This is a genomic window from Burkholderia sp. 28_3 (assembly GCF_003253915.1).
In the GTDB taxonomy this organism is placed as follows: Bacteria; Pseudomonadota; Gammaproteobacteria; order Burkholderiales; family Burkholderiaceae; genus Burkholderia; species Burkholderia cenocepacia.
On sequence record NZ_QKZF01000016.1, the window covers coordinates 68896 to 92747 of the forward strand.

Consider the following 23852-nt stretch of genomic DNA (forward strand, 5'->3'; position numbering starts at 1 on the left):
AGCACGCACGCGCGCGTCACTTCTCGTGGACGATCCGCTCGCCCCAAAGATCGGTCGAGGTTTCACGGATGTCCGCGTGCGCTTCCACGCTGCAATACCGAAGCCCCTTCGTCTGTCGACACTCGCCCGCCAATTTGACAACCAGTTGTCTATTACGTAAAGTAGTTGTCAATTCACGACACGAGCCGGCCATGACGAAATCCGACAAGTTGACCGCCGTCGCGCTATCCGTATTCCGGTTGAACGGCCTGCTGATCGAATGGGGCAACACCTTCGCCGGGCCGCACGGCTTGACCAGCGCGCGCTGGCAGGTGCTGGGCGCGATCTCGATGGCGCCGGACGCGCCCAACATCCCGCAGATCGCCGACACGATGGGCATCACGCGGCAGGCCGTCCTGAAACAGATCAACGTGCTGACCGACGAAGGGCTGGTGCTGTCGTTGCCCAATCCGGCGCACAAGCGCTCGCCGTTGTATGCGCTGACGCCGCGCGGCGAAGCGGCCTATCAGGCCGTGGTCGAGCAGTGGCAGCGGCATGTCCGCGACATCGCCGGCGACTTCAGCTCTTCCGACCTCGACGCGGCGCTGCGCGTGCTGTCGGCGATGTCCGGCGCGCACGGTCAGGACGGCCACGCGTAGCCGCCCGCTTGCCCTCTACCTCACCAGGAGCACCCATGCCCCAGTTCAAGCCGATGGATCCGGCCTTTCCGATCCAGCAACAGATTGCGATCGATGCGGAGCCGGTCGTGCTCGTCAACGTGTTCACGCTCGCGCCCGCCGACGAAGCCGATTTTCTCGCCGCCTGGAAAGACGACGCGGCTTTCATGAAGCGGCAGCCGGGATTCATCTCGACGCAGCTTCATCGCGCACTCGGCGACAGCCCGACCTACCTGAACTACGCGATCTGGGAATCGACGGAAGCGTTTCGCGCGGCCTTCACGCATCCGGAGTTCGTCGCCAAGCTGTCGGCCTATCCGTCGTCCGCCGTCGCCAGCCCGCACCTGTTCCAGAAGGTCGGCGTGGCCGGTATCTGCACGGCGTGAGCGGACATGCGAAGCGTGGCAGTGCGTGGCATCGGCCGCCTCGCGAACGTGGAGTTCTCCACAGAAAATGTTGGCAAGCTTGTGGATATCCTGCGCACCGCGACGCTAAACCCTTGATCCGATGGACTTTGGCACGCGTGATGCAGACACGGCGCGCGCCATGGCCATCGCGCACACCGCTTCGCCGCACTTCGCATCACGACGCCACGGCGATGTAGTCCCGATGTAGTCCTGTAGTCCGATGCACGCCCGCTGCGCGTCGTAACGCCCGCACGCATGCCGGGCCGGCGCTGCGCCAGTTACCCACAGATTGTGTTGGCAAGCTTGTGGATATCCTGCGCAAGCCTGCGCTAACCCATTGATCGGTCTACGGTTCGTGCCGCGTGTCATCGTTTCGGCAGCGCGCGGTAGCGGTCGGCGCGCACGCGGACGATTCAGTGTGATCGCGGCGCAGCGCCGATGCCTTGACGCCCGCGCCCGTCACCCATCAAGATCACGCAAGCCGCACGCGGCCGCGCATGGCCGGCAACGCGCGTCGGCGCCACGGGCCGGCCGTTCCGCCGGCACCGCATGACGACATTTCAATCCGAGGAAGACCATGGAACACTTCACCGCGTGGCAATTGCTCATCTCGCTCGTGCTCGTCGCCATCGTCGTCTATCCGTACGTCCGCATCGTCCGGCGCACCGGGCATTCGGGCTGGTGGATCCTGACGATGTTCGTCCCGGTGCTGAACTTCATCATGTTGTGGGTGTTCGCGTTCGCGCGCTGGCCGGCCGTCGGCGATCGGCAGCCCTGAGCGTTGCCATCGCGGCAGCGCGCGGGCTTGTCCACAGATTGTGTTGGCAAGCATGTGGATAGCCTGCGCATACCGCGATCAAGCACTTGATCCGAAAGACTTTGTCCGCGCCGCCTAGAAAGCGGCACGCGGGCGGCCAATCACCGGTTATGTGCTGCGTCGACGCGTGACGCGCCGGCTGCCACGCTGCTTGCCGCGCTTGTCCACAGATTGTGTTGGCAAGCGTGTGGATAGCCTGCGCATACCGCGGCCAAACGCTTGATCCGAAAGACTTTGTCCGCGCTGCTTCAAACGCGGCACGAGGGCGCACGTCACGCCGAGCGCCGCTGCGTGCGGGCTTGTCCACACTTTTTGTTGGCAAGCATGTGGATATCCTGAGCATGCGCGATCTAAGTCGTTGATCGCACAACGTTTGATCGCGCGGGTCACGACTGCGGCACGGCGCGCCCGCGGATCTCGCCACGCACGCCGCGCCGCGTGGCTCAACCGAACGTCTGCGCGACGATGCGCGCGACCGACGCGATCACGTCGTCCTTCGCCCGCGCATCGGCTCGCGTCTGCGTGTAGTACACGGCCAGCACGATCGGCGCGCGCGACGTCGGCCAGATGACGCCCGCGTCGTTCGTCGTCCCGTAGTCGCCGGTACCGGTCTTGTCGCCGACCGCCCACCCGGCCGGCACGCCCGCACGAATCCGCTTGTCGCCAACCTTGTTGCCGCGCAGCCACGCGACGAGCTGCGCACGCTGCGCGGCCGGCAGTGCGTCGCCGAGCGTCAGCACGCGTATGCTGGCGGCCATCGCGGCGGGCGTCGTCGTGTCGCGCGGGTCGCCCGGCAACGCGGTATTCAGTTCGGTCTCCCATCGATCGAGCCGGAACGCGTCGTCGCCGATCGAGCGCGCGTAGGCGGTGACCGCCGACGGGCCGCCGATCAGCTTCATCAGCAGGTTCGCGGCCGAGTTGTCGCTGTACTGGATCGTCGCCTCGCACAGCGCGGCCACCGTCATGCCCGCACCGACATGCTTCTCCGACACCGGCGAATAGTTGACGAGGTCGGCCTTCGTATACTTCACGCGCTGTTGCAGCAAGCCCGGCCGCTCGACGCTCTGCGCGAGCACCGCCGCACTCAGCATCGCCTTGAACGTACTGCAGAACGGGAAGCGCTCGCCCGCGCGATGCTCGATGACCCGGCCGCTCGCCGTGTCGATCGCGCATACGCCGAGACGGCCGCCCGCGTCGCGCTCGAGATCGGCGAGCGTCGCTGCTGCCGCGGCGGGCGCCATGGCATCCGCGGCAGCCGCCGCTGCCGCCGTGGCCGGGTCCGGCGCAGCGGCCTGCCGCGACGCGCACGCGGTGGCGGTGAGAACGAGCGGCGCCGTCGCGGCGGCCAGCAACAGGGTTCGACGTTTCGATGAGTAGGTCATGTCGGTTGTCTCGTGGTGGAATGGCGGCGCAACGGTGTCGGGAGAGGGAAAACGGCCGGCCGCCGAGACAGCACTATCGAGACTTTACGGTTGCCTGACAAGCAACGATAATTGAGCGCTGACAAAAGAAATTCTTATGACGAAGCTCCGCCCTCATCTTCCGCTCAATGCGTTGCGCGCGTTCGAATCGTCGGCGCGCCACCTGAACTTCACGCGCGCCGGCCTCGAGCTGAGCGTGACGCAGGCCGCCGTCAGCCAGCAGGTGCGCTCGCTCGAGGAGCGGCTCGGCTGTACGCTGTTTACGCGGTTGCCGCGCGGCCTCGGGCTCACCGACGAAGGGCGCGCGCTGCTGCCGGTGCTGAGCGACGCGTTCAGCCGCATCGAAACGGTGCTCAAGCAGTTCGACGGCGGGCGTTTCCACGAAGTGCTGACGCTCGGCGTCGTCGGCACCTTTGCCCTAGGCTGGCTAATGCCGCGGCTGAAGCAGTTCGGCGACACGCACCCGTTCGTCGAGCTGCGGCTGCGGACCAACAACAATGTCGTCGACCTCGCCGCCGAGGGCCTCGACTTCGCGATCCGTTTCGGCGAAGGCAACTGGCCGGCGACGCGCAACGAGCCGCTGCTCGATGCGCCACTCACCGCACTGTGCACGCCGGAGATCGCGCGGCGCCTCGCGCGGCCGGCCGATCTCGCGAACGAAACGCTGCTGCGCTCGTACCGCACCGACGAATGGCTCGGCTGGTTCGACGCCGCGCGGCTCGAACCGTGGGCCGTCAACGGGCCCGTGTTCGATTCGTCCCGGCTGATGGTCGAGGCCGCGATGCAGGGTGCGGGCGTCGCGCTCGCGCCCGCGTGCATGTTCGCGCGCGAACTGCAGCTCGGCCAGCTCGCGCGGCCGCTCGACATCGACGTGCGCGCGGGCGGCTACTGGCTCACGTCGCTGAAGTCGAAACCGCTGACGCCCGCGATGACGCTCTTTCGCGACTGGATCGTGGCCGAGGCGGCCGGCGCCGCGCCCGTCGAATAACGCCGCTTGTCCACAGAAAGTGTTGGCAAGGATGTGGATATCCTGGGTACCTGGCGCCTAAGCCATTGATCGCGCACGCATTAGCGTGCCGGTGCACGGCGCGGGCAGCCTTTGCGCACGGGCTTCGTGCCCCGGTCGCATTCCGGCCGGATCCTCAACCCCTGCGACGCAATCGATTGCGAGTTGTCCACAGATTTTGTTGGCAAGCCTGTGGATATCCATCAGATCGGACGCGTAACATCTTGATACACAAGGGGATTCGATCCACGGACCTTGACCGGTCAATGGTGTGGCACCGGAACGGTTGTCGAACCGCTCGCCACGCACCCGCAACGCACCCGGCCGGCGGCCGGGCGGTTCTCCACAGATTGTGTTGGCAAGCTTGTGGATATCCTGCGTATCGGGCACCTAACTGGTTGAGCGCACGGGGTTTTGTGCCGCGTCTGCCAAATCGGGCAGCGCCCGCGCCGCCCGTGCATCAATGGCGGTCGAGCCCGCCGCGCAATTCGCTCGCCTTGTCGCGCAACGCTTCGTAGCCCGAACGCGCATGCTCGGGCAGGTCGGGATCGCCGATCAGTGCGCCGAGCGTTTCGATCAGGCTGAACAGGATGCCTTTCGCCGCGCCGACCGCGATGCTCTGCGATTCGATCGACTTGTGCAGGTGGTCGACCGCCGCTTCCAGATTCTCGAGCTTGTGCTCGCCGTCGTCGGGCCGGTTGTCGGTCGTCATCGTCTACCTCCGCCATCGTTCAAGGGTCATGTCACGATTCTATGCCGCTGCGCGCGAACGTGGCGCGACATCGCGCAACGTTCGCAGCGCCCCGCTACAGTACCGCGACCACCTTCACGCGGCCCGGCTGCTCCGCCGCCGCGACGACCTGACCGTCGACACGGCGGAACGTCAGCGATACGGTTTCGTCGCCGACGCGCAGCGCGTCGATCCGCAGCCAGTCGACGCCTTCCGGCAAGGCCGGGCGCTCGACGCGCACCTCGTGGCGCGACGCGTCGATGCTCACGCCGAGGCACGCCTGCAGCATCATGAACGGCGCGCCGGCCGCCCACGCCTGCGGCAGGCAGGCCACCGGATACGCGGTCGGCGGTTCGCCGCGCCGGCGCGGGAACCCGCAGAACAGCTCCGGCAAGCGCATCTCGAAGCTCACCGCCGCCTCGAACAGCGCGCGCAGCAGATTCACCGCGGCCGTCTTGTCGCCGTAGCGCGCGAGACCGCGCGCGATCAGCGCATTGTCGTGCGGCCACACCGAGCCGTTGTGATACGCCATCGGGTTGAAACGCGGCTGGCCGGCCGCGAGCGTGCGGATGCCCCAGCCCGTCTGGAACAGCGCCGAGCCGAGCACGCCGGCGACCGCCGCGCCGCGCTCGGCGTCGGGCAGCCCGAACGCCAGCAGGTGGCCGGCGTTCGACGCGAACACGCGGCACAGCTCGCCATGACCGTCGAGCGCGATCCCGTAGAAATCACCTTCCGGCATCCAGAACAGCGCGTCGACCTGGTCGCGCAGCGTCTTCGCGCGCAACGCGTAGCGCGTCGCGTCGGCCGCATGGCCGCGCCGGTGCGAGCATGCCGACATCGCGTCGAGCGCCGCGCACGCATAGGCCTGCACTTCGACGAGCGCGATCGGCCCGTCCGGGAAACGGCCGTCCGCGTGGAACACCGAATCGTGACTGTCCTTCCAGCCCTGGTTCGCGAGGCCGCGCTCCGACGTGCGCTGGTAATCGAGCAATCCGTACGGATTGCGGTCGCACTTGTCGATCACCCATTGCGCGGCGCGCTCGAGCGCGGGCCACAGCTCGTCGATCAGCGCATCGTCGCCGGTGCGTTCGAGATAGGCGCCCGCGAGCACGATGAACAGCGGAGTCGTATCGACGCCGCCGTAGTACAGCGCGAACGGCACCTCGCCCGTCGCGGCCATCTCGCTGCGGCGGAACTCGTGCATGATCTTGCCGGGCTCCGCGTCGCGGAACGCGGAGGTCTCGCGCGCCTGATGCTCGGCAAGAAAGCGCAGCACGCCGCGAGCGAGCGACGGCTGCAGCCACAGCATCTGCAGCGACGTGATGATCGCGTCGCGGCCGAACGGCGTCGAGAACCACGGAATGCCCGCATACGGGTACGGCCCCGTGTCGAGCTGCGTCGTGAGCAGCCCAAGATCCGCGAGCGAACGATCGAGCCATGCGTCGAACAGCGGATTGCCGGTGTTCACGCGCGCCATCGACTCGCGCCGTGCCCGCATCTCTCGATGCACGCCGACCAGCGCGGTACGCAGCGCGACGCGGCCGCATCCGGGCCCTTCGCCCTGCGCGGGCCCGAGCGTCGCATCGACGGTCAGGTAGATCGACACGCACGCCTGCGCGGCGATCGTCAGCGTGTAGTCCGCACGATCGACCGACAGCGCGTCGGGCGCCGGCGAGAAATGCACGGTCACGTTGCGCTCCACGCCGTCGAGGCCGTCGTAGCGCAGCCGCACCGCGCCCGCGTCGACGCGCGGCGCGCCCACCGTGCCGCGCTTCGGCCGCTGCGTGCCGCGCACTTCGAACATGTCCTTGAAATCGGCCGCGAACGACAGCGACAGCGGCACCTCGGCTTCGCTCGCGCCGTAGTTCGTCAGCGTCAGCGCTTCGTACAGCACGTCGCCCGCGAGCACGCGCATGCGCTCGATATGAATCACGCCCTCGGGCGTCTCGTGGCCGCCGAGCGGCGGCAGCGGGCGGTTCGTCAGGTGCGCGGTGAACGACGCGTTGTCGGCGCTCGTCGCGCCCGACAGCAGCGACGGCGCGCGGCCGCCAAACGTCAGGCGCCATTTCGACAGCACGCGCATGTCGTCGACGAACAGGCCGTCGTCATGCCCGCCGATGTCACCGAGCGCGTCGCTGACCACGAACGCGTCACCGGATTTCAGCACGTACTGGTTGTTGCGCGCGAGAACCTGCTGATCGGCTTCGGGCGCGATGAAGGCGGGACCCGACGCGATGGTCGGGGCAACTGGCGCGACTTGCGGCGCCTGCGTCGTCGTGGCTTCGGCGTGATTCGGCATCGATGCTCCTGTGTCGAGGCGCAACGCGCGGCGCGCGTCGCGTGTTTCGCACAGGATAGGCCAGAACCGGGCACGTGCGCAGCGACGAAACGGCTGCGGCGCCCCGCGACGTTGCTGCGTCGCGAGGCGCCGCGGACGGGTACGTCAGTTGCCGGTCAGAATTTCCACAGGATGTTGCCGAGGATCGCGTTGTCGCGCACGCCGCTGCCATACTGGCCGCTGTACGTGAGGCCGAGCGTCAGGCGCTTCGTGACGTTCGCGTCGATGCCGGCTTCGAGTACCGCGCTGTCGCGAGCAATCGGCACGCCCGACACCTGGAACGACGTGCCGCCATTCGCGAACGTGAACGCCGACGACGGCCGCACGTTGCCGAACGCATGCCGCCAGCCGACCGTCCCGCGCGCGGTGAACGTGCCGCTCGCGATCGAGCCGAGCTGCGACGCCGCACGCAGGCCGAGCGTCGAGAAGCCGACGTGGGTCGTCTCGCCGCCGGCGCGCAGTGCGGCCGCGCCGCCGGTTTCCGTATAGCCGTCGGTATGCAGGTTCACGTACGCGAGGCCCGCGAACGGCTCGATCGCGACCGGCCCGACCGGCAGCGCGTAGCCGACTTCGCCGAACACCTGCGCCGAATTCGCGTTGTAGCCAGCCGAGTCGTGATCGGAGAAGCCCGCGAAGCCCGGATAGCGGTCGCTGTTGATGCGGTACCAGGTGTACGACGCGCCGCCACGCACGCCGAGCGCGCCGTACTGCGCGCCGCCGTACAGCGACAGGTAGTAGCTGTTCACCGCCGCCGACGAACTCTGGTCGTTGTCGAGCGAGCTGTGCGTGACACCGGCCGCCAGACCCGCGCGCCACTTGTCGTTGAGCGCCATGTCGGCGCCGGCGATGAAGCCCGTCATGCTGCGGTTGATCGTCGACGCGTTGCCGTCGCCGGCAAGCCGGCTGCGGCCGCCGAACGCCTGCCCCCAGACGACCGGCTGATACGGCGTCCCGCCGTAGCACCCGTCGCGCGAGCCGATCCGGCGTTCCGGCGGCAGCGTCGGGTCGGCCACGCCGGCCGTGTTGTCGCCGCACAGCGCGGCGCCGCCCGACGACAGGGCCGCGAGCGGGCCCGATCCGGGCGCGAGACCCTGGCGGACACGATCGGTCACCGCGTCGCGTACATAGCGGCTGTCGAGCAGCAGCATGCTCTTCAGGCTCGCCTGCAGTTCGCCGTCGAGCAGCCCGTACGCGCGGCGCGCGGTGGGCGCGTCGGTCGTCAGCACCGCGTCGTACAGCGGATTGCCGGCGCCGAGCCCGCCCAGCGCGGTCGCGACCGAGCGCTGGTTCGGCGTCGTCGCGACGTCGGGCAGCGACGTGCCGTTCTGAACCAGTCGCAGGTACACGTGGCCCGGGTCGTAGCTGAGGGTCGGCGTCAGGAACGCGTAGTTCGCGCTCACCTGGGTGAACGCGCCCTGCACGCCCGACGACGCGCTGAGGATCGTGTACGTCGTGCTCGGCTGGTAAGCGCTCTGGTTCGCCAGCACCTGCACGGTGCCGCCGTTCAGCGTCGCCGTGCCGCTCGCCGCGAGGCTGCCGCTTTGCTGCGGCGTGGCGGCGACCTGGAACGTCGAACCCGGCTGGAACGTGACGTTGCCGCCCACGTTCAGCGCCGCGCCCGGTTGCGTGGCAGCCGCCGTCGCGCCGTTCTGCACGACGAGGCCGCCGACCGTGCCGGTGCCGGTCAGCGTCGCGCCGCTCTGCACGGTCACGGTCGACTGGCCGAGCGAACCGTTGACGGCGAGGGTGCCCGCGCTGACCGTGGTCGGCCCGCTCAGCGTGCTCGCGCCGGTCAGGGTCAGTTGTCCGCTGCCGGCCTGGGTGAGGGAGCCGGTACCGGACAGCACGCTCGCGATCGTCACATTGCCGGATTGATTGACGATCAGCGCACCGTTGTCGACGACGTTGCCGGCCACGCTGCCCGACGTGCCGCCGTTGCCGAGTTGCAGCGTGCCGCCGGCGGCGATCGTGGTGCCGCCCGTGTACGTGTTGCCGCCGGTCAGCACCTGCGTGCCGCTCGCCACCGTCACGCTGCCCGAGCCATCGATGGTGCCGCCGAACGTACTGCTGCCGGTGCCGTTCAGCGCCAGCGCATTCGCGCCGAGACTCACGTTCGTGCCGGCCGCGCCCGACAGCGCACCGATCGTTTGCGTACCGGTCGCGGCGCTCACATCGAACCTCGCACCGGTGCCCGCAAGATTCACCGCGCCCGTCGACGCGAGGCTACCTCCCGCGCCAAGTGCAAGCGTGCTGCCGCCATGGATCGTCGTGCCGCCCGTGTACGTGTTCGCCCCCGTCAGCGTCTGCGTGCCGGTGCCCGCCAGCGTCACGCCCCCCGTCCCGCCGATCGTGCCACCGAACGTGTTGTTGCCGCTGCCGTTCAATGTCAGCGTATTCGCGCCGAGATTCACGTTCGTGCCGCCCACCCCCGACAGCGCACCGATCGTTTGCGCGCCGCTCGCAGCGCTCACGTCGAACGTCGCACCCGTGCCCGCGAGATTCAGGGTGCTACCGGACGCGAGACTGCCACCGGCTCCCAGCGCAAGCGTGCTGCCGCCGTTGATCGTCGTGCCGCCGGTATATGTGTTCGCGCCCGTCAGCGTTTGCGTGCCCGTGCCGGCGAACGTCACGCCGCCCGTCCCGCCGATCGCACCGCCGAACGTACCGTTGCCGCTGCCGTTCAACGTCAGCGCATTCGCGCCGAGATTCACGTTCGTGCCGGCCGCGCCGGTCAGCGTGCCGAGCGTCTGGGCGGCCGTCGCGCCGCTCACGTCGAACGTCGCGCCCGCGCCCGCGAGAGTCACGGCGCCCCCCGACGCGAGGCTGCCGCCCGCACCGAGCGCGAGCGTGCTGCCGCCGTTGATCGTCGTGCCGCCGGTATACGTGTTCGCGCCCGTCAGCGTTTGCGTGCCCGTGCCGGCGACCGTCACACCGCCCGTCCCGCCGATCGCACCGCCGAACGTACCGTTGGTGGTGGCATTCAGCGTCAGCGCATTCGCGCCCAGATTCACGCTCGTGCCGCCCGCACCCGCCAGCGTGCCGATCGTCTGCGCGCCCGTCGCGCCACTCAGATCGAGCGTCGCACCCGTGCCGGCGAGGGTCACCGCGCCGGTCGACGCGAGGCTGCCGCCCGCACCCAGCGCCAGCGTGCCGCCGCCGCTGATCGTCGTGCCGCCGGTATACGTGTTCGCGCCCGTCAGCGTCTGCGTACCGCTGCCGGCGAGCGTCAGGCCGCCGGCGCCGCCGATCGCGCCGCCGAACGTGTTGCTGCCGTTGCCGCTCAGCGTCAGCCCGTTGCCGCCGAGGTTCACGTTCGTGCCGGCCGCACCGGTCAGTGCGCCGATCGTCTGCGCGCCCGATGCGCCGCTCAGGTCGAACGTCGCCCCGGCCCCGGCCAGATTCACCGTGCCGGTCGACGCAAGGCTGCCGCCCGCGCCGAGCGCCAGCGTGCTGCCCCCGCCGATCGTCGTGCCGCCCGTATAGGTGTTCGCGCCGGACAGCGTCTGCGTGCCGGTGCCCGCGAGCGTCAGGCTGCCCGTGCCGCCGATCGCACCGCTGAACGTGCCGCTGGCGGTCCCGCCCAGCGTCAGTGCGTTGCCACCGAGGTTGAGGTTCGTGCCCGCGACGCCCGACAATGCGCCGAGCGTTTGTGCGCCCGTCGCGGCGCTCAGATCGAGCGTCGCGCCGGCACTCGCGAGATTCATCGCTCCGGTCGACGCGAGGCTTCCGCCCGCGCCCACCGCCAGCGTGCCGGCGTTGATCGTGGTGCCGCCCGTGTACGTGTTCGCGCCCGTCAGCGTGGTCGTCGCCGCGCCGTTCTTCACGAGGCTGCCCGCACCGGAAATCGCACCGCTCAGGTCGAGCGCATTGCTGCCGCCCAAGGTGAGCGCCGCACCCGTGCCGAGATTGACCGCATTGGCCACCGTCAGGCTCGCGTTCGTATCGAGCGTCGCCGCGCCGCCCACGTTCACCGTGCCGGTGCCCAGCGCCGTATTGTTGCCGAGCACCACGCCACCGCTATTGAGGTTCGTGCCGCCCGAATAGGTGCTCGCGCCGTTCAGCGTCTGCGTGCCGGTGCCTGCGAGCGTCAGGCTGCCCGTACCGCCGATCGCACCGCTGAACGTGCCGCTGGCGGTCCCGCCCAGCGTCAGTGCATTGTTCCCGAGGTTGATGTTTGTTCCCGCGACACCCGACAGCGCGCCGAGCGTTTGGCCGCCCGTCGCACCGCCCAGATCCAGCGTCGCGCCGACGCCCGCGAGGTTCATCGCACCGGTCGATGCAAGACTGCCGCCCGCGCCGAGCGCCAGCGTCCCCGCGTTGATCGTCGTGCCGCCCGTGTAGGTATTCGCGCCGGTCAGCGTGGTGGTGGCCACGCCGTTCTTCACGAGGCTGCCCGCGCCGGAAATCGCGCCGCCCAGCGTGAGGTTGTTGCTGCCGCCGAGCGTGAGCGCGGCGCCCGTGCCGAGATTGACCGCATTGCCGACCGACAGGCTCGCATTCGTATCGAGCGTCGCCGCCCCGCCGACGTTCAGCGCGCCGGAGCCGAGCGCCCCGTTGTTGCCGAGTACCAGGCTGCCGCTATTGAGATTCGTGCCGCCGGTATAGGTATTTGCGCCGTTCAACGTCTGCGTGCCGGTACCCGCCAGCGTCAGGCTGCCGGTGCCGCCGATCGTGCCGCTGAACGTGCCGCTCGCGGTCCCGCCCAGCGTCAGCGCGTTGGCGCCGAGGCTCACGCTCGTGCCGACGCCGCCCGACAGCGCGCCGATCGATTGCGCGCTGCCCGCGCTGATGTCGAGCGTGGCACCCGCATTGACCAGATTCACCGTACCCGTGGACGACAGGCTGCCGCCCGCGCCGAGCGCGAGCGTGCCGGCATTGATCGTCGTGCCGCCGGTGTAGGTGTTCGCCCCCGTCAGCGTCGTGGTCGACGCGCCGTTCTTCACCAGCGCGCCCGTACCGGAAATCGCGCCACTCAATCCGAGTGCGTTGCTGCCGCCGAGCGTCAGCGTCGCGCCCGTGCCGAGACCGATCGCATTGCCGACCGACAGGCTCGCATTCGTATCGAGCGTCGCCGCGCCGCCGACGGTCAGCGCACCGGTGCCCAGCGCGGAGCCGTTGCCGAGCACGAGGCTGCCTGCGTTCAGCGTCGTGCCACCGGTGTAATTGTTCGCGCCGTTCAGCGTCAGCGCGGCCGCGCCGTTCTTCACGAGACCGCCGCCACCGGAAATCACGCCGCCGAGGCCGAGATCGGTGCCGCCGCCGAGCGTCAGCGTGGTGCCCGTCGCGAGATTGACGCCGTTTGCCAGGGTCACGTTGGTCGTCGCGTCGAGCGTCGACGAGCCGTTCACGTTCACCGCGCCGCTGCCGAGCGCCGTATTGCTGCCGACGACGAGGTTGCCGCCGTTCAGGTTGGTGCCGCCCGTGTATACGTTCGTACCGGTCAGCGATTGCACGCCGGTACCCGACAGCGTCACGCTGCCCGACCCGCCGATCGTGCCGGCATAGGTCGCATTGCCGGTGCCGCCGAGCGTCAGCGAATTGACGCCGAGGTTCACGTTCGTGCCGGCCGCGCCGGCCAGCGAGCCGATCGTCTGCGCGCCCGACGCAGCGCTCACGTCGAACGTTGCACCCGCACCGGTCAGGTTGACCGTGCCGGTCGCCGACAGACTGCCGGCCCCATTCAGCGCGAGCGTACCGCTGTTGATGGTCGTGCCGCCCGTATACGTATTGACGCCGCTCAGCGTCGTGGTCGCCGCGCCGTTCTTCACGAGGCCGCCGCTTCCGTTGATCGCGCCGGTCAGCCCGAGACTGTTGCTGCCGCCGATCGACAGCGTCGAGCCGGAGGCGAGATTGACCGTGTTGCCGAGCGTCACGTTCGTGCTCGTATCGAGCGACGCCGACGCGCTCACGTTCAGCGTGCCGATGCCGAGCGCCGAATTGTTGCCGATCACCAGGCCGCCGGCGTTCAGGTTGGTGCCGCCCGTGTAGCTGTTCGCGCCGGACAGCGTCAGCGTGCCGCCGTCGTTCTTCGTCAGCGCACCGCCACCCGACACCGTACCGGACAGCGTCAGCCCGGTCGTGCCCTGCACCGTCAGGCCCCCCACGCCGAGCGACACGTTGTTAGAGACGTTGAGCGCCGCCGTGCCCGCCTGCAACGCACCGCCGTTCCCGGTGATGTTGCCGGTGCCGAGCGACGCGTTGTCGTTGATGATCGCCACGCCACCGCTCAGCGTCGCGTCCTGCGCGGTGGACGCGCCGTTGATCGTCCAGTTGCCGCCCTGGACGTTCAGGTGATTGAAGTTGATGTAGTTGTTGGCCGCGATCGTGCCGTTCGCGGAAGCGCCCTGCTGCAGGTTGAGGGTGTTGTTGCCGCCCGCGCCGCCGTCGACGATGCCCGTCTGCGCGACGTTGAGCGTGTTCGCCCCGACCGTGATGTTGAACGCGCCCCCGGTGCCGCCCGCCGTATTGACCTGCGAGCCCGTGATCGCATTGAACGTGTTCGTGCTGTTCGCGCCCATCGACACGCTGCCGTTGATCACGCCCGAGTTGGTGAACGTATTGCCGCCGCCGGGCGCGTTGTTCGAGCCGAACGACACGCGGCCGCTGATCGTCCCGCTGTTCGTCATGTTGACCGTGCCGCCGCCGTAGGCGGCGACCACCGGCGCATCGGCGCCGATCAGCGTCGCACCGACCAGCGCGGAAGAGCCGATCGAACCGGTGTTCGTAATGGTCGACGTGCCGCCCGTGCCGTTCTGGACCGACAGCGCCATGCCCGTCACGCCGCTGATCGCCACGCCGGTCGAGCCGTTCATCACGCCGTTGTTGGTGACGTTGACCGAGCTCGCCGCCGCGTTGCCGATCACCGCGCCGCTCGACAGCACGCCGAGCCCCGAGCCGAGCGCCGACGGGTCGATCGTGCCGTTGTTGGTCAGCGTGGTGTTGTTGCCCGTCAGCGACATCGCCGTGCCGCCGACGCCGAGCAGCACGCCGACGCTCGCACCGGGGTTGACCGTCGCGTTGATGTTGTTGAGGTTGCTCGAGAAACTCGGCGCCAGCGGGTTCGCGACGCCGGAACAGCTCACCGTCGTGCCCGCCTGGCTGCAAGTCGCATGAGCGGGCACGATACCCGCGCCGGACAGTGCCAGGAAAACGCCCGTGGGCAACAACAGTCTCGGGAACGGTTCACTCGCCTTTTTCGAACGCGCAGTATTCATGCTTTCCCTCGTTATTGATTTCGGCCTTGGTATTGGTATTGCGACCACACAGGGTGACGCACAGCAGAAAATCACGGATGAAAGCGTCCGCTCCGGCAATCGCGGCGCGATGTCGGTTTATTCATGGATGAATTTTTAGTCAGACCGGGAATGCAAGTCGAAACTAGTCGAATGACATGATGGCGGCCCCTGTTTTTTGCAGCGACTTTCTGTTGATTTGATTACTGCCCTGCTTTTATCAGACAAGGCTATATCAAACTCAACCCGTTTTCCAGTCGATGTTTTCCCATCGGATCAAGGGCCGACGCACATGTATTTTTTACTCGCCGGAAAGCGCTCATCAATAACGACCGGCACGTCTTTCACCGGCTTGTTTCGAGTTTTCGCAAAGATATCGGACGCGCCGCATCCGTGAAAACGCTGATATATCGTCGTGATGCGTTATACGCGAATCTTGCAGTGCAATATTTTTACCCTGCCGGATCAGGAAATGGATAATCCGCGCCGTCAATAATCATCAGAGGAATCCGGATTTTCAAGCAATCCCCGGAATTGCTTCGATTTTCGTCTTGAAACACCGTTGCAACGCGGCCGGAAGCATGTGCCGCCGCGGCTGCCGCGTCACGAAAACAGGCTCATCAGATAAAGCATCGGCCGAAACGAAACCGGCCGCGCATCGGGATTCACCCACAGCCGCACCGCATACACCGCATAGGCCGGCACCTCGCGCCAGCTCGAATAGACATCGCGCCACTGAAAGCGGCGCGGATAGGCGGCGGAGATAGTCGACCGCGCAATGCCGACGCGCTCGAACGCGAGGCGCGCCCGCGCGAGGTGGTAATACTGGCTGACGATCAGCACGCGCGACAGGCCGTGCGTGCGCAGGTAGGCCAGCGTGTGCTGCGCGGTCGCGAGCGTGTTGTCGCCCTGGTCGTCGACGGCGATCCGGTCCGCCGGCACGCCGCGCGCGACGAGGTAGTCGCGCATCGCCGTCGCCTCGTTCAGCCCGGGGCCGTCGATCGCGCCGCTGACCAGAAACGCCGGACACTGCCCCGCGCGGTAACACCGCACGCCGACATCGAGCCGGGCCGCGAGCACGGGCTTCGGCGCGCCGGTTTCGTCGAGCGCGTTGCCGAAGATCACGGCGACGTCCGCCGGATCGCTCGGCATCCGCATGCCATGGACGACGATCGCGCCGGCGGCCGCGGCCCAGACGCACGCAACGACGGCCAGCACGCGGCCGGCCCGGGCCGCGAAGCCCCGTTTGGTTCGATATTTCAAGGTAGTCGGTCTCTCTCAGGTATCGCCGCGCGCATCGGCCGGCCCGCCCCGAATGGGCGCGTCACGCTAGCACGGCGCGCTCGCGCCTGTCCATGCGACGAACCGATGCCGGCCACGCAGGCCGGCCATCGGGAGATCGAAAGTATGTGAAGGATGCGCCGCGTCGCGACGCGAACCCGGCACCGCCCTGGGTCAGTCGGCCGGGCACATCGCGAGTCGCCCCATCGCCTCGCCCGCGCCACGTACCGCGCAGGTGGCCGGCTCATCGGCGATCCGTGCGACCAGCCCGGTCTCGTCGTACAGCAGGCGTTCGAGATCGGCGAGCAGCGCGCCGCCGCCGGTGAGCACCACGCCGCGATGCGCGATGTCGGTCACGAGTTCGGCCGGCGCGTTTTCCAGCACCGACTTCACCGCGCCGATGACCTGCTTGAGCGGCGCGGCCAGCGCGTCCGCGACGTCGTGGTTGGACAGCTCGACCGAGCGCGGCAGGCCGTCGCCGATGCTGCGACCGACGGCGCGCGTGGACGTGCGCGGCACCGCGCTGGTGGCCGAGCCGATCGTCTTCTTCACGTGCTCCGCCGTCTGCTCGCCGAGCAGCACGCCGTACAGGTTGCGGACATGGTTGACGATCGCCGCGTCGAACTGGCTGCCGCCGACGCGGATCGCCTCGCGGTAGACGATGCCGCCGAGCGCGATGACCGCGACTTCGGTCGTCCCGCCGCCGATGTCGATGACCATCGAGCCGACCGGCTCGGTCACCGGCAAACCCGCGCCGAGCCCGGCCGCGAGCGATTCCTCGATCAGTTCGACCTCCGATACGCCGGCCGCGAACGCGGCCTCGCGGATCGCGCGGCGCTCGACGGCCGTCGCGTCGGACGGCACGCACAACGTGACCTCGACGCGGCGACCGAAGCGCGAGCGGGTGCGCGACATGTCGATGAAGCTGCGGATCATCTGCTCGGCCGCGTGCGCGTCCGCGATCACGCCGTGCCGCATGGGCCGCACGGCTTCGAGGTGCCCCGGTTCGCGGCCGACCAGCGCCTTCGCGAGCTCGCCGACGGCCTCGAGCGTCGGCCGCGCGTCGCTCGCGCCGCCCTTGCGGAAGCAGACGACCGACGGCTGGTTCAGCACCACGCCGCGTTCGTGCGTATAGATCCGCGTACTCGCCGTTCCCGGGTCGATCGCAACGGGTTGCGCAAACAACTTTCCGAACAGCGGTGTCGACATATCAAACCTTGGTGAGGGAACGGGCCGGGACGGCCGCGCCGCACTTTTTTGCCGCGCGTCCATGCCGCCCCATCACGAGCTTAGCGGCAAATCATTCCGATACTTTAGGCAATTCCCATGATTTTTTCGCGACGAAATTGCCGAAACGGGCATTCCGCGCCCGTCCGGCTACGCAACAGCCTCTCGCGTTGGGCCTGTAAAACACGGTAATCTCTCGGTCTTGCCTGCTCCCGGCAGGCGTCAGACGCACGATCACGCCAGGTATTTTCACCATGACAGCGACCGTTTCCTTCCGCTGGGCGCCGGTGCGCCCGCTCTGCACGACGCTCGTTGCCTTCTGGTGCTGCACGGTCGCCGCGCAACCGCTGCCGGCCACCGAATCCGCCGCCGCCCAGGCCGTCGCCGCGGCGGCCAACGCGCCGGCGGCCGCCACGCCCGCTGCATCCGCGCACACCTGCTCGGCCGACGGCGGCCCGGCCGGCCGCCCGTCGATCGGCCTCGTGCTGTCCGGCGGCGGCGCGCGCGGCTACGCACACCTCGGTGTCCTGAAAGTGCTGGAGGACAACCGGATCCCGATCGACTGCATCGCGGGCACCAGCATGGGCGCCGTCGTCGGCGGCCTGTACGCGAGCGGAATGGCGGCCGACGAAATGCAGAAGCGGCTGTCGGAAGTGAACCTCGCGGATATCGCGTTCGACGTGACGGATCGCGCGGACCTGCCGCAAACCAGCCGGGAAGACGAACGCCTGTACATCAACGGACTGACGCTCGGCTTCGGCAAGAAAGGCGTCAAGGCGCCGGTCGGCCTCGTGCAGGGCAACCGGCTGCAGGCGCTGCTCGCGAACTGGACGGCCGCCGTGCCGACCAACCAGCCGTTCGACCGCCTGCCGATCCCGTATCGCGCGGTCGCGACCGACCTGCAGACCGGCCAGATGGTCGTGCTCGACCACGGCTCGCTGCCGCTCGCGATTCGCGCGAGCATGGCGATGCCGGGCCTGTTCGCGCCGGCCGAGATCAACGGGCGCGCGCTCGTGGACGGCGGCCTCGTCAGCAACCTGCCCGTCGACACCGCACGGCAGATGGGCGCGAACGTCGTGATCGCCGTCGACATCGGCTCGCAGTTGCGCCCGCTCGACGCGCTCGCGTCGCCGGCCGACGTGATGCAGCAGATGGTCGGCATCCTGATCCGCCAGAACGTGACCGCGCAGCGCAAGCAACTCGACGCGCAGGACGTGCTGCTCACGCCGGACCTCGGCTCGCTCGCGTTCACCGATTTCCAGAACGCGAAGCAGGCGATCGCCGCCGGCGAGGCCGCCGCGACCGCGGCGCTGCCGAGGCTGCGGCGTTTCGCGCTCACGCCGGAACAGTACGCGGCGTACCGGTCCGCGCACGCGCAGCCGCTGCCGCCACCGATCCGGATCACGCGCATCGACATCAAGACCAGCGGCGGCGTGCCGAAGCGGGTCGTCAGCAACGCGCTGCACGTGAAACCCGGCGACATCTACGATCCGCAGACCGTCAGCCAGGATCTGCTCGGACTCACGACGGGCGGCAACTTCGAGAGCGTCACGCAGCAGATCGTGAGCCGCGGCGACGACAACGTGCTCGAGATCGACGCGCGCGAGAAGTACTGGGGGCCCAACTTCCTGCTGTTCGGGCTCGGCATGTCGAGCAGTTCGACCGACGAAGGCGGCTTCCGCCTGCATGTCGGCTACCGGCGGCCGTGGCTCACGGAGTCGGGGCTCGAATTCCGCGCGGACACGACGATCGGCAGCGACCTGCAGTCGGCGCGCGTCGAATTGCGCCAGCCGCTGCCGGCCGCATATGGCGTGTACCTGTCGCCGTACGCGGAATACCAGCGTCGCTATGCGAACCTGTACGACAACAGCAATGACGTGAAGCTGAACCAGTACCTGATGCAGACGGCGCGCGCGGGGCTCGACCTCGGCTTGCCGATCGGGCGTCTCGGTGACTTCCGGATCGGCCTCGGCTACGCGACCGGGCACGGCTCGCCGAACTACAACCTGCCGTTCTCGGCCGACGACGGCAGCAGCTCGACGCTGCTGTGGCCGAGTTTCACGTCGCAGGCGCTCATCGCCCGTGCGCGGCTCGTCATCGATCAGCTCGACGATCCGATGTTCCCGCGTCACGGCTACTACACCGAATTCCGCGTCGAACGCTCGCTGCTGTCGCACAACAGCCAGTCGGCGCAGGAATTCGACGATGCGATCTCCAACACGCCGTACACGGAGATCTACGGCAAGGCGATGATCGCGCAACAGTTCGGCCGGCACAGCATCAGCGCGACGATCGAAGGCGGCAAGAGCATCGGCGGCACCAACCTGATCAACGCGTTCAACTTCACGCTCGGCGGCTTCCAGCATCTGGCCGCCTATGCGGCCGACCAGTTGAACGGCAACGAGCTCGCATACGGCAACGTGACGTACATGAACCAGCTGATGACGTTCAACGCGTCGCCGATCAAGGCCCTGTCGATCGGCGCCAGCGCGGAAGTCGGCAACGTGTGGGCCGCCGGCGAGAAGATCGGCGGCGGCGCGCTCAAGCAGAGCTATACGTTCTTCACGAGCCTGTCGACCGCGTTCGGGCCGGTCTACATCGGCGTGGCGCTCGCCCCCGGCGGCCGACGCAACGTCTACCTGCAGCTCGGCCGGACTTATTGAGCATGCGCGGATGCCGCTGCAGCGGCATCCGTGCGGCCGTCGCGCCGGCGTCTTCCCCGATCAGAAATCGGCGGCCATCGCGACCGCACGCGCTTGCGCGCGTTCGATGCTTTCGTGCGCTCTCGCATGCCACGTGTGTTCGACGGTCAGGCTTCTGACCTCGTCCACGCCGATGAACCTCAGCCAGAATTCGATGTAATCGGCCTGATGCCCGAAGCCGGGATGGCCCGCACGTCCCGCGCCGGCCGCCTCGCCCTGCCCGCGCACATGGATGGCCAGTGCGCGCGGAATCTCCAGCAACGGGCCGTAGGCAGTGCCATCGAACGTGAACAGCATGTTCCGCTGGCTGACGAGATCGATCAGTTGCTTGAGCTTGTACGGATAGCCGAAATTCCACATCGGCACGCCGACGACGATCCGGTCCGCTTCCTGAAAGCGCTTCACGAGGGACTGGATTCGTCGCCAGATCGACTGCTCCGCCTCGTCCATCGGCACGTTGGCGACGCCCTTGTATTTCGCGCCGATCGCGTCACCGTCAAAGTCCGGCAAATCCTCCTCCCAGACATTCAACGTATCGACGTCGACCGTGGCGCCCGTCTGCCGGTATGCATCGATAAAGGCATTGGCGACCGCGATCGAAGCCGACTTCGCGCCGCGGGGAGAAGACACGATATTCAAAAGCCGCATGATGTGTGACCCGGACAGGAATGCATGAACAAGGGGACGGCCATCGTGGCGGCCCCGGCTTCACTGCTGCGTCGCGGGGCGCCCGCGTCCGCCGTCACGGATCGGCCACCCATATAGTTGCAATTGCAATCGTAATGCAAAGCGCGCCCGCGTGGCAAACGAATCGTCACGCGCTCGCGGTGCAGGAAGGCATCGATAAGGGGAAGGTATGGCGGGAAAGGCCGGCGACGCACCCGGTCCGGCGCGCGCGGCTGCGTGCTGTCGTGCCGTTGTTGCGGCGAGGCTCGGGACGCTTGCCGCGTATCGCTAGACCGGCCAGCTGATCTCGAACCGCGCGCCGCCGAGCTCGACCGGATCGACGACCGCGATCCGGCCGTTGTGCGCGTGGAGCACCTGCCGCGTGATCGACAGGCCGAGCCCGTAACCGCCGGTGCGGCGGTCGAGGCGCACGAACGCGTCGAAGATCCGTTCGCGCTCGCTCTCGGGCACGCCGGGGCCGTCGTCCTCGACGAAGATCCCGATGTTGCCGTGCACGAGCGAGATCCCGACGACGATCCGCGATTTCGCGTACTTGCTCGCGTTGCGCAACAGGTTGCGCATCGCATACGACATCAGCCGCCGGTCCATCTTCACGCGCAAATCCGACGCGATCGCGATGCGCGACTCGATCGCACGCTCCGGATACAGCAGCTGCGCGTCGTTCACCTGATGCTCGAACCATGCGACGGGCGCGGTCGACTCGAGGTTCGACTGCAGCGAGCTGTATTCGAGCCGCGCATACGTGAGGCTCATGTCGATCAGTTCCTCGAGCTCGGTCACGTCCTGCGCGATGCTCTCGAGCGCGCCCTGGTATTCGGCCGCCGAGCCCGGTTCGCGCAGCATTTCGAGCGCGAAGCGCACGCGCGCGAGCGGCGTGCGCAGTTCGTGCGAGATGCCGTTCGTCAGATCGCGTTGCGCGGCGATCAGCCGCTCCATGCGCATCGCCAGCGCATTCAGCGTGCGCGCGAGCGGACCGATGATCACGCTGTGCGATTCGCGCGCGCGGGTGTTGAAGCGGCCGCCGGTGAAGTCGATCGCCCGCTCGCGCACCATCACGAGATCCGACCAGACCGGCCGCATCCACCGGTACGCGGCGAGCGCGGGCGCGGTGAACACGAACGCGAGCACGATCCAGATGTCGCCCGGCAACGAGTCGAACGCATGCCACACGACCTGCGGCGACAATTCGACGCACAGCGCGAGAGCGGGCACCAGTGCGGTGAGCAGCACGAGGCCGAGCAGATGCAGATAGGTGCGCACGTACAGGCGCGACCAGCTCGGAATGCGGTCGGCGCGCGTGTCGGTCCACGCGCGACGGAAATGCAGCCAGCGCCACTTGACGTAGCGCAGCGTCGGCAGCGGCGGCGCATCGGGGTGCGAACGGGTTCGTCGGATCATCGCGGCTCCCGGCCGGCAGGCGGAATGCCCGCGCGGAACGTGACGGCGTCGCGCGAGCGCGGCGTCATTCCCACGCGTGCTTGCTGAATTGATAACCCTTGCTGCGGATCGTCTTGATCCGCTGCGGGTTGCTCGCGTCGTCGCGCAGCTTGCGGCGCAGCTTCGAGATGCGCCCGTCGATCGTGCGGTCGAGGCCGTCGAATTCGACGCCGCGCAACTGCAGCATCAGGTCGTCGCGGCTGACGACTTCGCCCGCATGACACACGAGCGCCCACAGCAGGTCGAATTCGGCCGACGTCAGATCGGGCGTGCTGCCGTCGGGCAGCACGACGGTGCGGTCGGTGCGGTCGATCGAGAACTTGCCGAACGCGTAGCGCTCCGGCTGCGGCGCGGTGCTTTCGGCCGCGCGCGCGGGCGCGCGGCGCAGTTGCGCCTTGATCCGCGCGAGCAGGATGCGCGGCTCGACCGGCTTGTGCACGTAGTCGTCCGCGCCGAATTCGAGACCGAGCAGCTCGTCGAACGGTTCGTCGCGCGCCGTCACCATGATGATCACGCCGTCGTACTGCTTGCGCGCCTCGCGGCAGATTTCGAAGCCGTCCTTGCCCGGCAGGTTCACGTCGAGGATGACGAGATCGGGACGAATGGACAGGATCGCCGGCACCGCGGCGTCACCATGCAGCACAGTGTCGACTTCATAGTCGTTCTTGCGCAGGTAGCCGGCGATCAGCGTGGACAGGCGGGTGTCGTCTTCGACGAGCAGGATGCGAAAAGACATGGGCAGCGGTCGGATCATCGGGGAAGCCGCGGCGGCGCCGGCCGGTGCCGGACGCCGGCCATCGGCCGAAACGTACCGCATGATACTGCGCCCGCCGCTTGCCTGTTTGCCGGTCTTGAAAATAAGGGCGCGATTCCGCCCGCGCTTGACGAATCGGCGCCGGGACGGTTCCATACGGGCTCGCCGGAATCCGGCCGTGCCTCTACCCTGCCTGACGCGATGAATTACCAGACGACTCTCGAACGCATCCACACCGAACTCGCCCCCTGGATTGGCCAGGGCCGGGTGGCCGACTACATTCCCGAACTCGCAAAAGTGCCCGCCGACAAGTTCGGGATGGCGGTCGTGACGCTCGACGGAAACGTTTACACGGTCGGCGATGCGCACGAGCGCTTCTCGATCCAGAGCATCTCGAAGCTGTTCGCGTGCACGCTCGCGTTCCAGCTGCTGGGCGACGAACTGTGGGAACGGGTCGGCCGCGAGCCGTCCGGCACCGCGTTCAACTCGCTGGTCCAACTCGAAAGCGAGCGCGGCAAGCCGCGCAATCCGTTCATCAATGCGGGCGCGCTGGTGGTCACCGACGTGCTGTGCCGCCGCTTCGTGAAGGCCGAGACGGCGCTCGTCGAGTTCGTGCGGCGGCTGATCGGCTCGAACGATATCGACTACGACTCGCGCATCGCGTTGTCGGAGTTGCAGCACGCGGAACGCAACCGCGCGATGGCGCATTTCATGGCGAGCTTCGGCAACATGCAGATGCCGCCCGATACGGTGATCGATGCGTATTGCCGCCAATGTGCGATCGAGATGAACTGCGTCGAACTGGCCAGCGCCGCGCTGTTCCTCGCGAACGGCGGGGTCGCGCCGGTGACCGGCGAGCGGATCGTCGATTCGAGTTCCGCGAAGCGGCTGTCGGCGCTGATGCTGACCTGCGGCACCTACGATGCGGCCGGCGATTTCGTGTATCGGGTCGGGTTGCCGGCGAAGAGCGGCGTGGGGGGCGGGATCGTCGCGGTGCTGCCGGGGGAGATGGCGGTGTGCGTGTGGGCGCCGGGGCTCGATGCGAACGGGAACTCGTTGGCGGGGACGCTGGCGCTGGAGTGGTTGACGACTTATACGGGAAGGTCGATTTTTTGAGAAGTCTCAGTGGACACTCGCGTCGTCCGGTGCCGTGACAC

16 protein-coding genes are annotated in these 23852 nt (G+C 68.1%); 7 read left to right on the forward strand and 9 right to left on the reverse strand.

Annotated elements, in window-relative coordinates; genetic code table 11:
- Nucleotides 1–191: 191 nt before the first annotated feature.
- The 3 genes from DFS13_RS27380 to DFS13_RS27390 all read left to right on the forward strand — a co-directional run bounded on the left by DFS13_RS27380 (nt 192) and on the right by DFS13_RS27390 (nt 1841).
- The gene (locus tag DFS13_RS27380) at nt 192–638 is read left to right on the forward strand and encodes a MarR family winged helix-turn-helix transcriptional regulator (protein ID WP_006485683.1); all 447 of its coding nucleotides are present in this window, start codon (nt 192–194) and stop codon (nt 636–638) included.
- A 35-nt stretch (nt 639–673) separates the two neighbouring features.
- Nucleotides 674–1042 (forward strand): antibiotic biosynthesis monooxygenase, encoded by a 369-nt coding sequence (locus DFS13_RS27385; protein ID WP_111442327.1) that lies wholly within the window; start codon nt 674–676, stop codon nt 1040–1042.
- Nucleotides 1043–1640: 598 nt separating this feature from the next.
- Complete coding sequence (locus tag DFS13_RS27390) at nt 1641–1841, forward strand: membrane protein (protein WP_006485688.1); 201 nt, start codon at nt 1641–1643, stop codon at nt 1839–1841.
- Nucleotides 1842–2323: 482 nt separating this feature from the next.
- Here the strand turns inward: DFS13_RS27390 and blaPEN-B are convergent, their stop codons facing one another.
- Nucleotides 2324–3262, reverse strand: coding sequence for a PEN-B family class A beta-lactamase (gene blaPEN-B, locus DFS13_RS27395; protein WP_111442328.1), 939 nt, complete (start codon nt 3260–3262; stop codon nt 2324–2326).
- Nucleotides 3263–3398: 136 nt separating this feature from the next.
- On the opposite strand from blaPEN-B, the gene penR reads away from it, so the two are divergent.
- Nucleotides 3399–4289: a beta-lactamase transcriptional regulator PenR gene (penR, locus tag DFS13_RS27400; protein WP_006498864.1), complete on the forward strand. Its 891-nt coding sequence runs from the start codon at nt 3399–3401 to the stop codon at nt 4287–4289.
- Between the two features lie 478 nt (nt 4290–4767).
- Here penR and DFS13_RS27405 read toward each other — a convergent pair whose 3' ends face one another.
- The 3 genes from DFS13_RS27405 to DFS13_RS27415 all read right to left on the reverse strand — a co-directional run bounded on the left by DFS13_RS27405 (nt 4768) and on the right by DFS13_RS27415 (nt 14589).
- Nucleotides 4768–5019 carry a hypothetical protein gene (locus DFS13_RS27405; RefSeq protein WP_006482135.1) on the reverse strand — a complete coding sequence of 84 codons (252 nt, stop codon included), beginning with the start codon at nt 5017–5019 and terminating at the stop codon, nt 4768–4770.
- A gap of 94 nt (nt 5020–5113) precedes the next feature.
- The gene (locus tag DFS13_RS27410; protein ID WP_109342733.1) at nt 5114–7336 is read right to left on the reverse strand and encodes an amylo-alpha-1,6-glucosidase; all 2223 of its coding nucleotides are present in this window, start codon (nt 7334–7336) and stop codon (nt 5114–5116) included.
- A 155-nt stretch (nt 7337–7491) separates the two neighbouring features.
- Nucleotides 7492–14589, reverse strand: a complete 7098-nt coding sequence (locus tag DFS13_RS27415) for an autotransporter-associated beta strand repeat-containing protein (RefSeq protein ID WP_166677932.1) — start codon at nt 14587–14589, stop codon at nt 7492–7494.
- On the opposite strand from DFS13_RS27415, the gene DFS13_RS27420 reads away from it, so the two are divergent.
- Nucleotides 14531–14728 carry a hypothetical protein gene (locus tag DFS13_RS27420; RefSeq protein ID WP_077209982.1) on the forward strand — a complete coding sequence of 66 codons (198 nt, stop codon included), beginning with the start codon at nt 14531–14533 and terminating at the stop codon, nt 14726–14728. The two genes, DFS13_RS27415 and DFS13_RS27420, sit on opposite strands and share 59 nt — an antisense overlap.
- A 482-nt stretch (nt 14729–15210) precedes the next feature.
- Here the strand turns inward: DFS13_RS27420 and DFS13_RS27425 are convergent, their stop codons facing one another.
- Nucleotides 15211–15870 carry a YdcF family protein gene (locus tag DFS13_RS27425; protein ID WP_111442330.1) on the reverse strand — a complete coding sequence of 220 codons (660 nt, stop codon included), beginning with the start codon at nt 15868–15870 and terminating at the stop codon, nt 15211–15213.
- Between the two features lie 192 nt (nt 15871–16062).
- A complete protein-coding gene (locus tag DFS13_RS27430) occupies nt 16063–17097 on the reverse strand; it encodes a rod shape-determining protein (RefSeq protein WP_006498859.1) in 1035 nt (344 codons plus the stop codon).
- Between the two features lie 272 nt (nt 17098–17369).
- Between DFS13_RS27430 and DFS13_RS27435 the strand changes: the two genes are divergently transcribed.
- A complete protein-coding gene (locus DFS13_RS27435) occupies nt 17370–19778 on the forward strand; it encodes a patatin-like phospholipase family protein (protein ID WP_048986884.1) in 2409 nt (802 codons plus the stop codon).
- 60 nt (nt 19779–19838) lie between these two features.
- Here DFS13_RS27435 and DFS13_RS27440 read toward each other — a convergent pair whose 3' ends face one another.
- The 3 genes from DFS13_RS27440 to DFS13_RS27450 all read right to left on the reverse strand — a co-directional run bounded on the left by DFS13_RS27440 (nt 19839) and on the right by DFS13_RS27450 (nt 22677).
- A complete protein-coding gene (locus tag DFS13_RS27440; protein WP_111442331.1) occupies nt 19839–20465 on the reverse strand; it encodes an FMN-dependent NADH-azoreductase in 627 nt (208 codons plus the stop codon).
- A gap of 306 nt (nt 20466–20771) precedes the next feature.
- Entirely contained in the window at nt 20772–21902 is a 1131-nt protein-coding gene (locus tag DFS13_RS27445) for an ATP-binding protein (RefSeq protein WP_006483159.1), read from the reverse strand.
- A 64-nt stretch (nt 21903–21966) separates the two neighbouring features.
- The gene (locus tag DFS13_RS27450) at nt 21967–22677 is read right to left on the reverse strand and encodes a response regulator (protein WP_006498855.1); all 711 of its coding nucleotides are present in this window, start codon (nt 22675–22677) and stop codon (nt 21967–21969) included.
- 219 nt (nt 22678–22896) lie between these two features.
- Between DFS13_RS27450 and DFS13_RS27455 the strand changes: the two genes are divergently transcribed.
- Nucleotides 22897–23811 (forward strand): glutaminase, encoded by a 915-nt coding sequence (locus tag DFS13_RS27455; RefSeq protein WP_111442332.1) that lies wholly within the window; start codon nt 22897–22899, stop codon nt 23809–23811.
- The last annotated feature ends 41 nt before the right edge of the window (nt 23812–23852 follow it).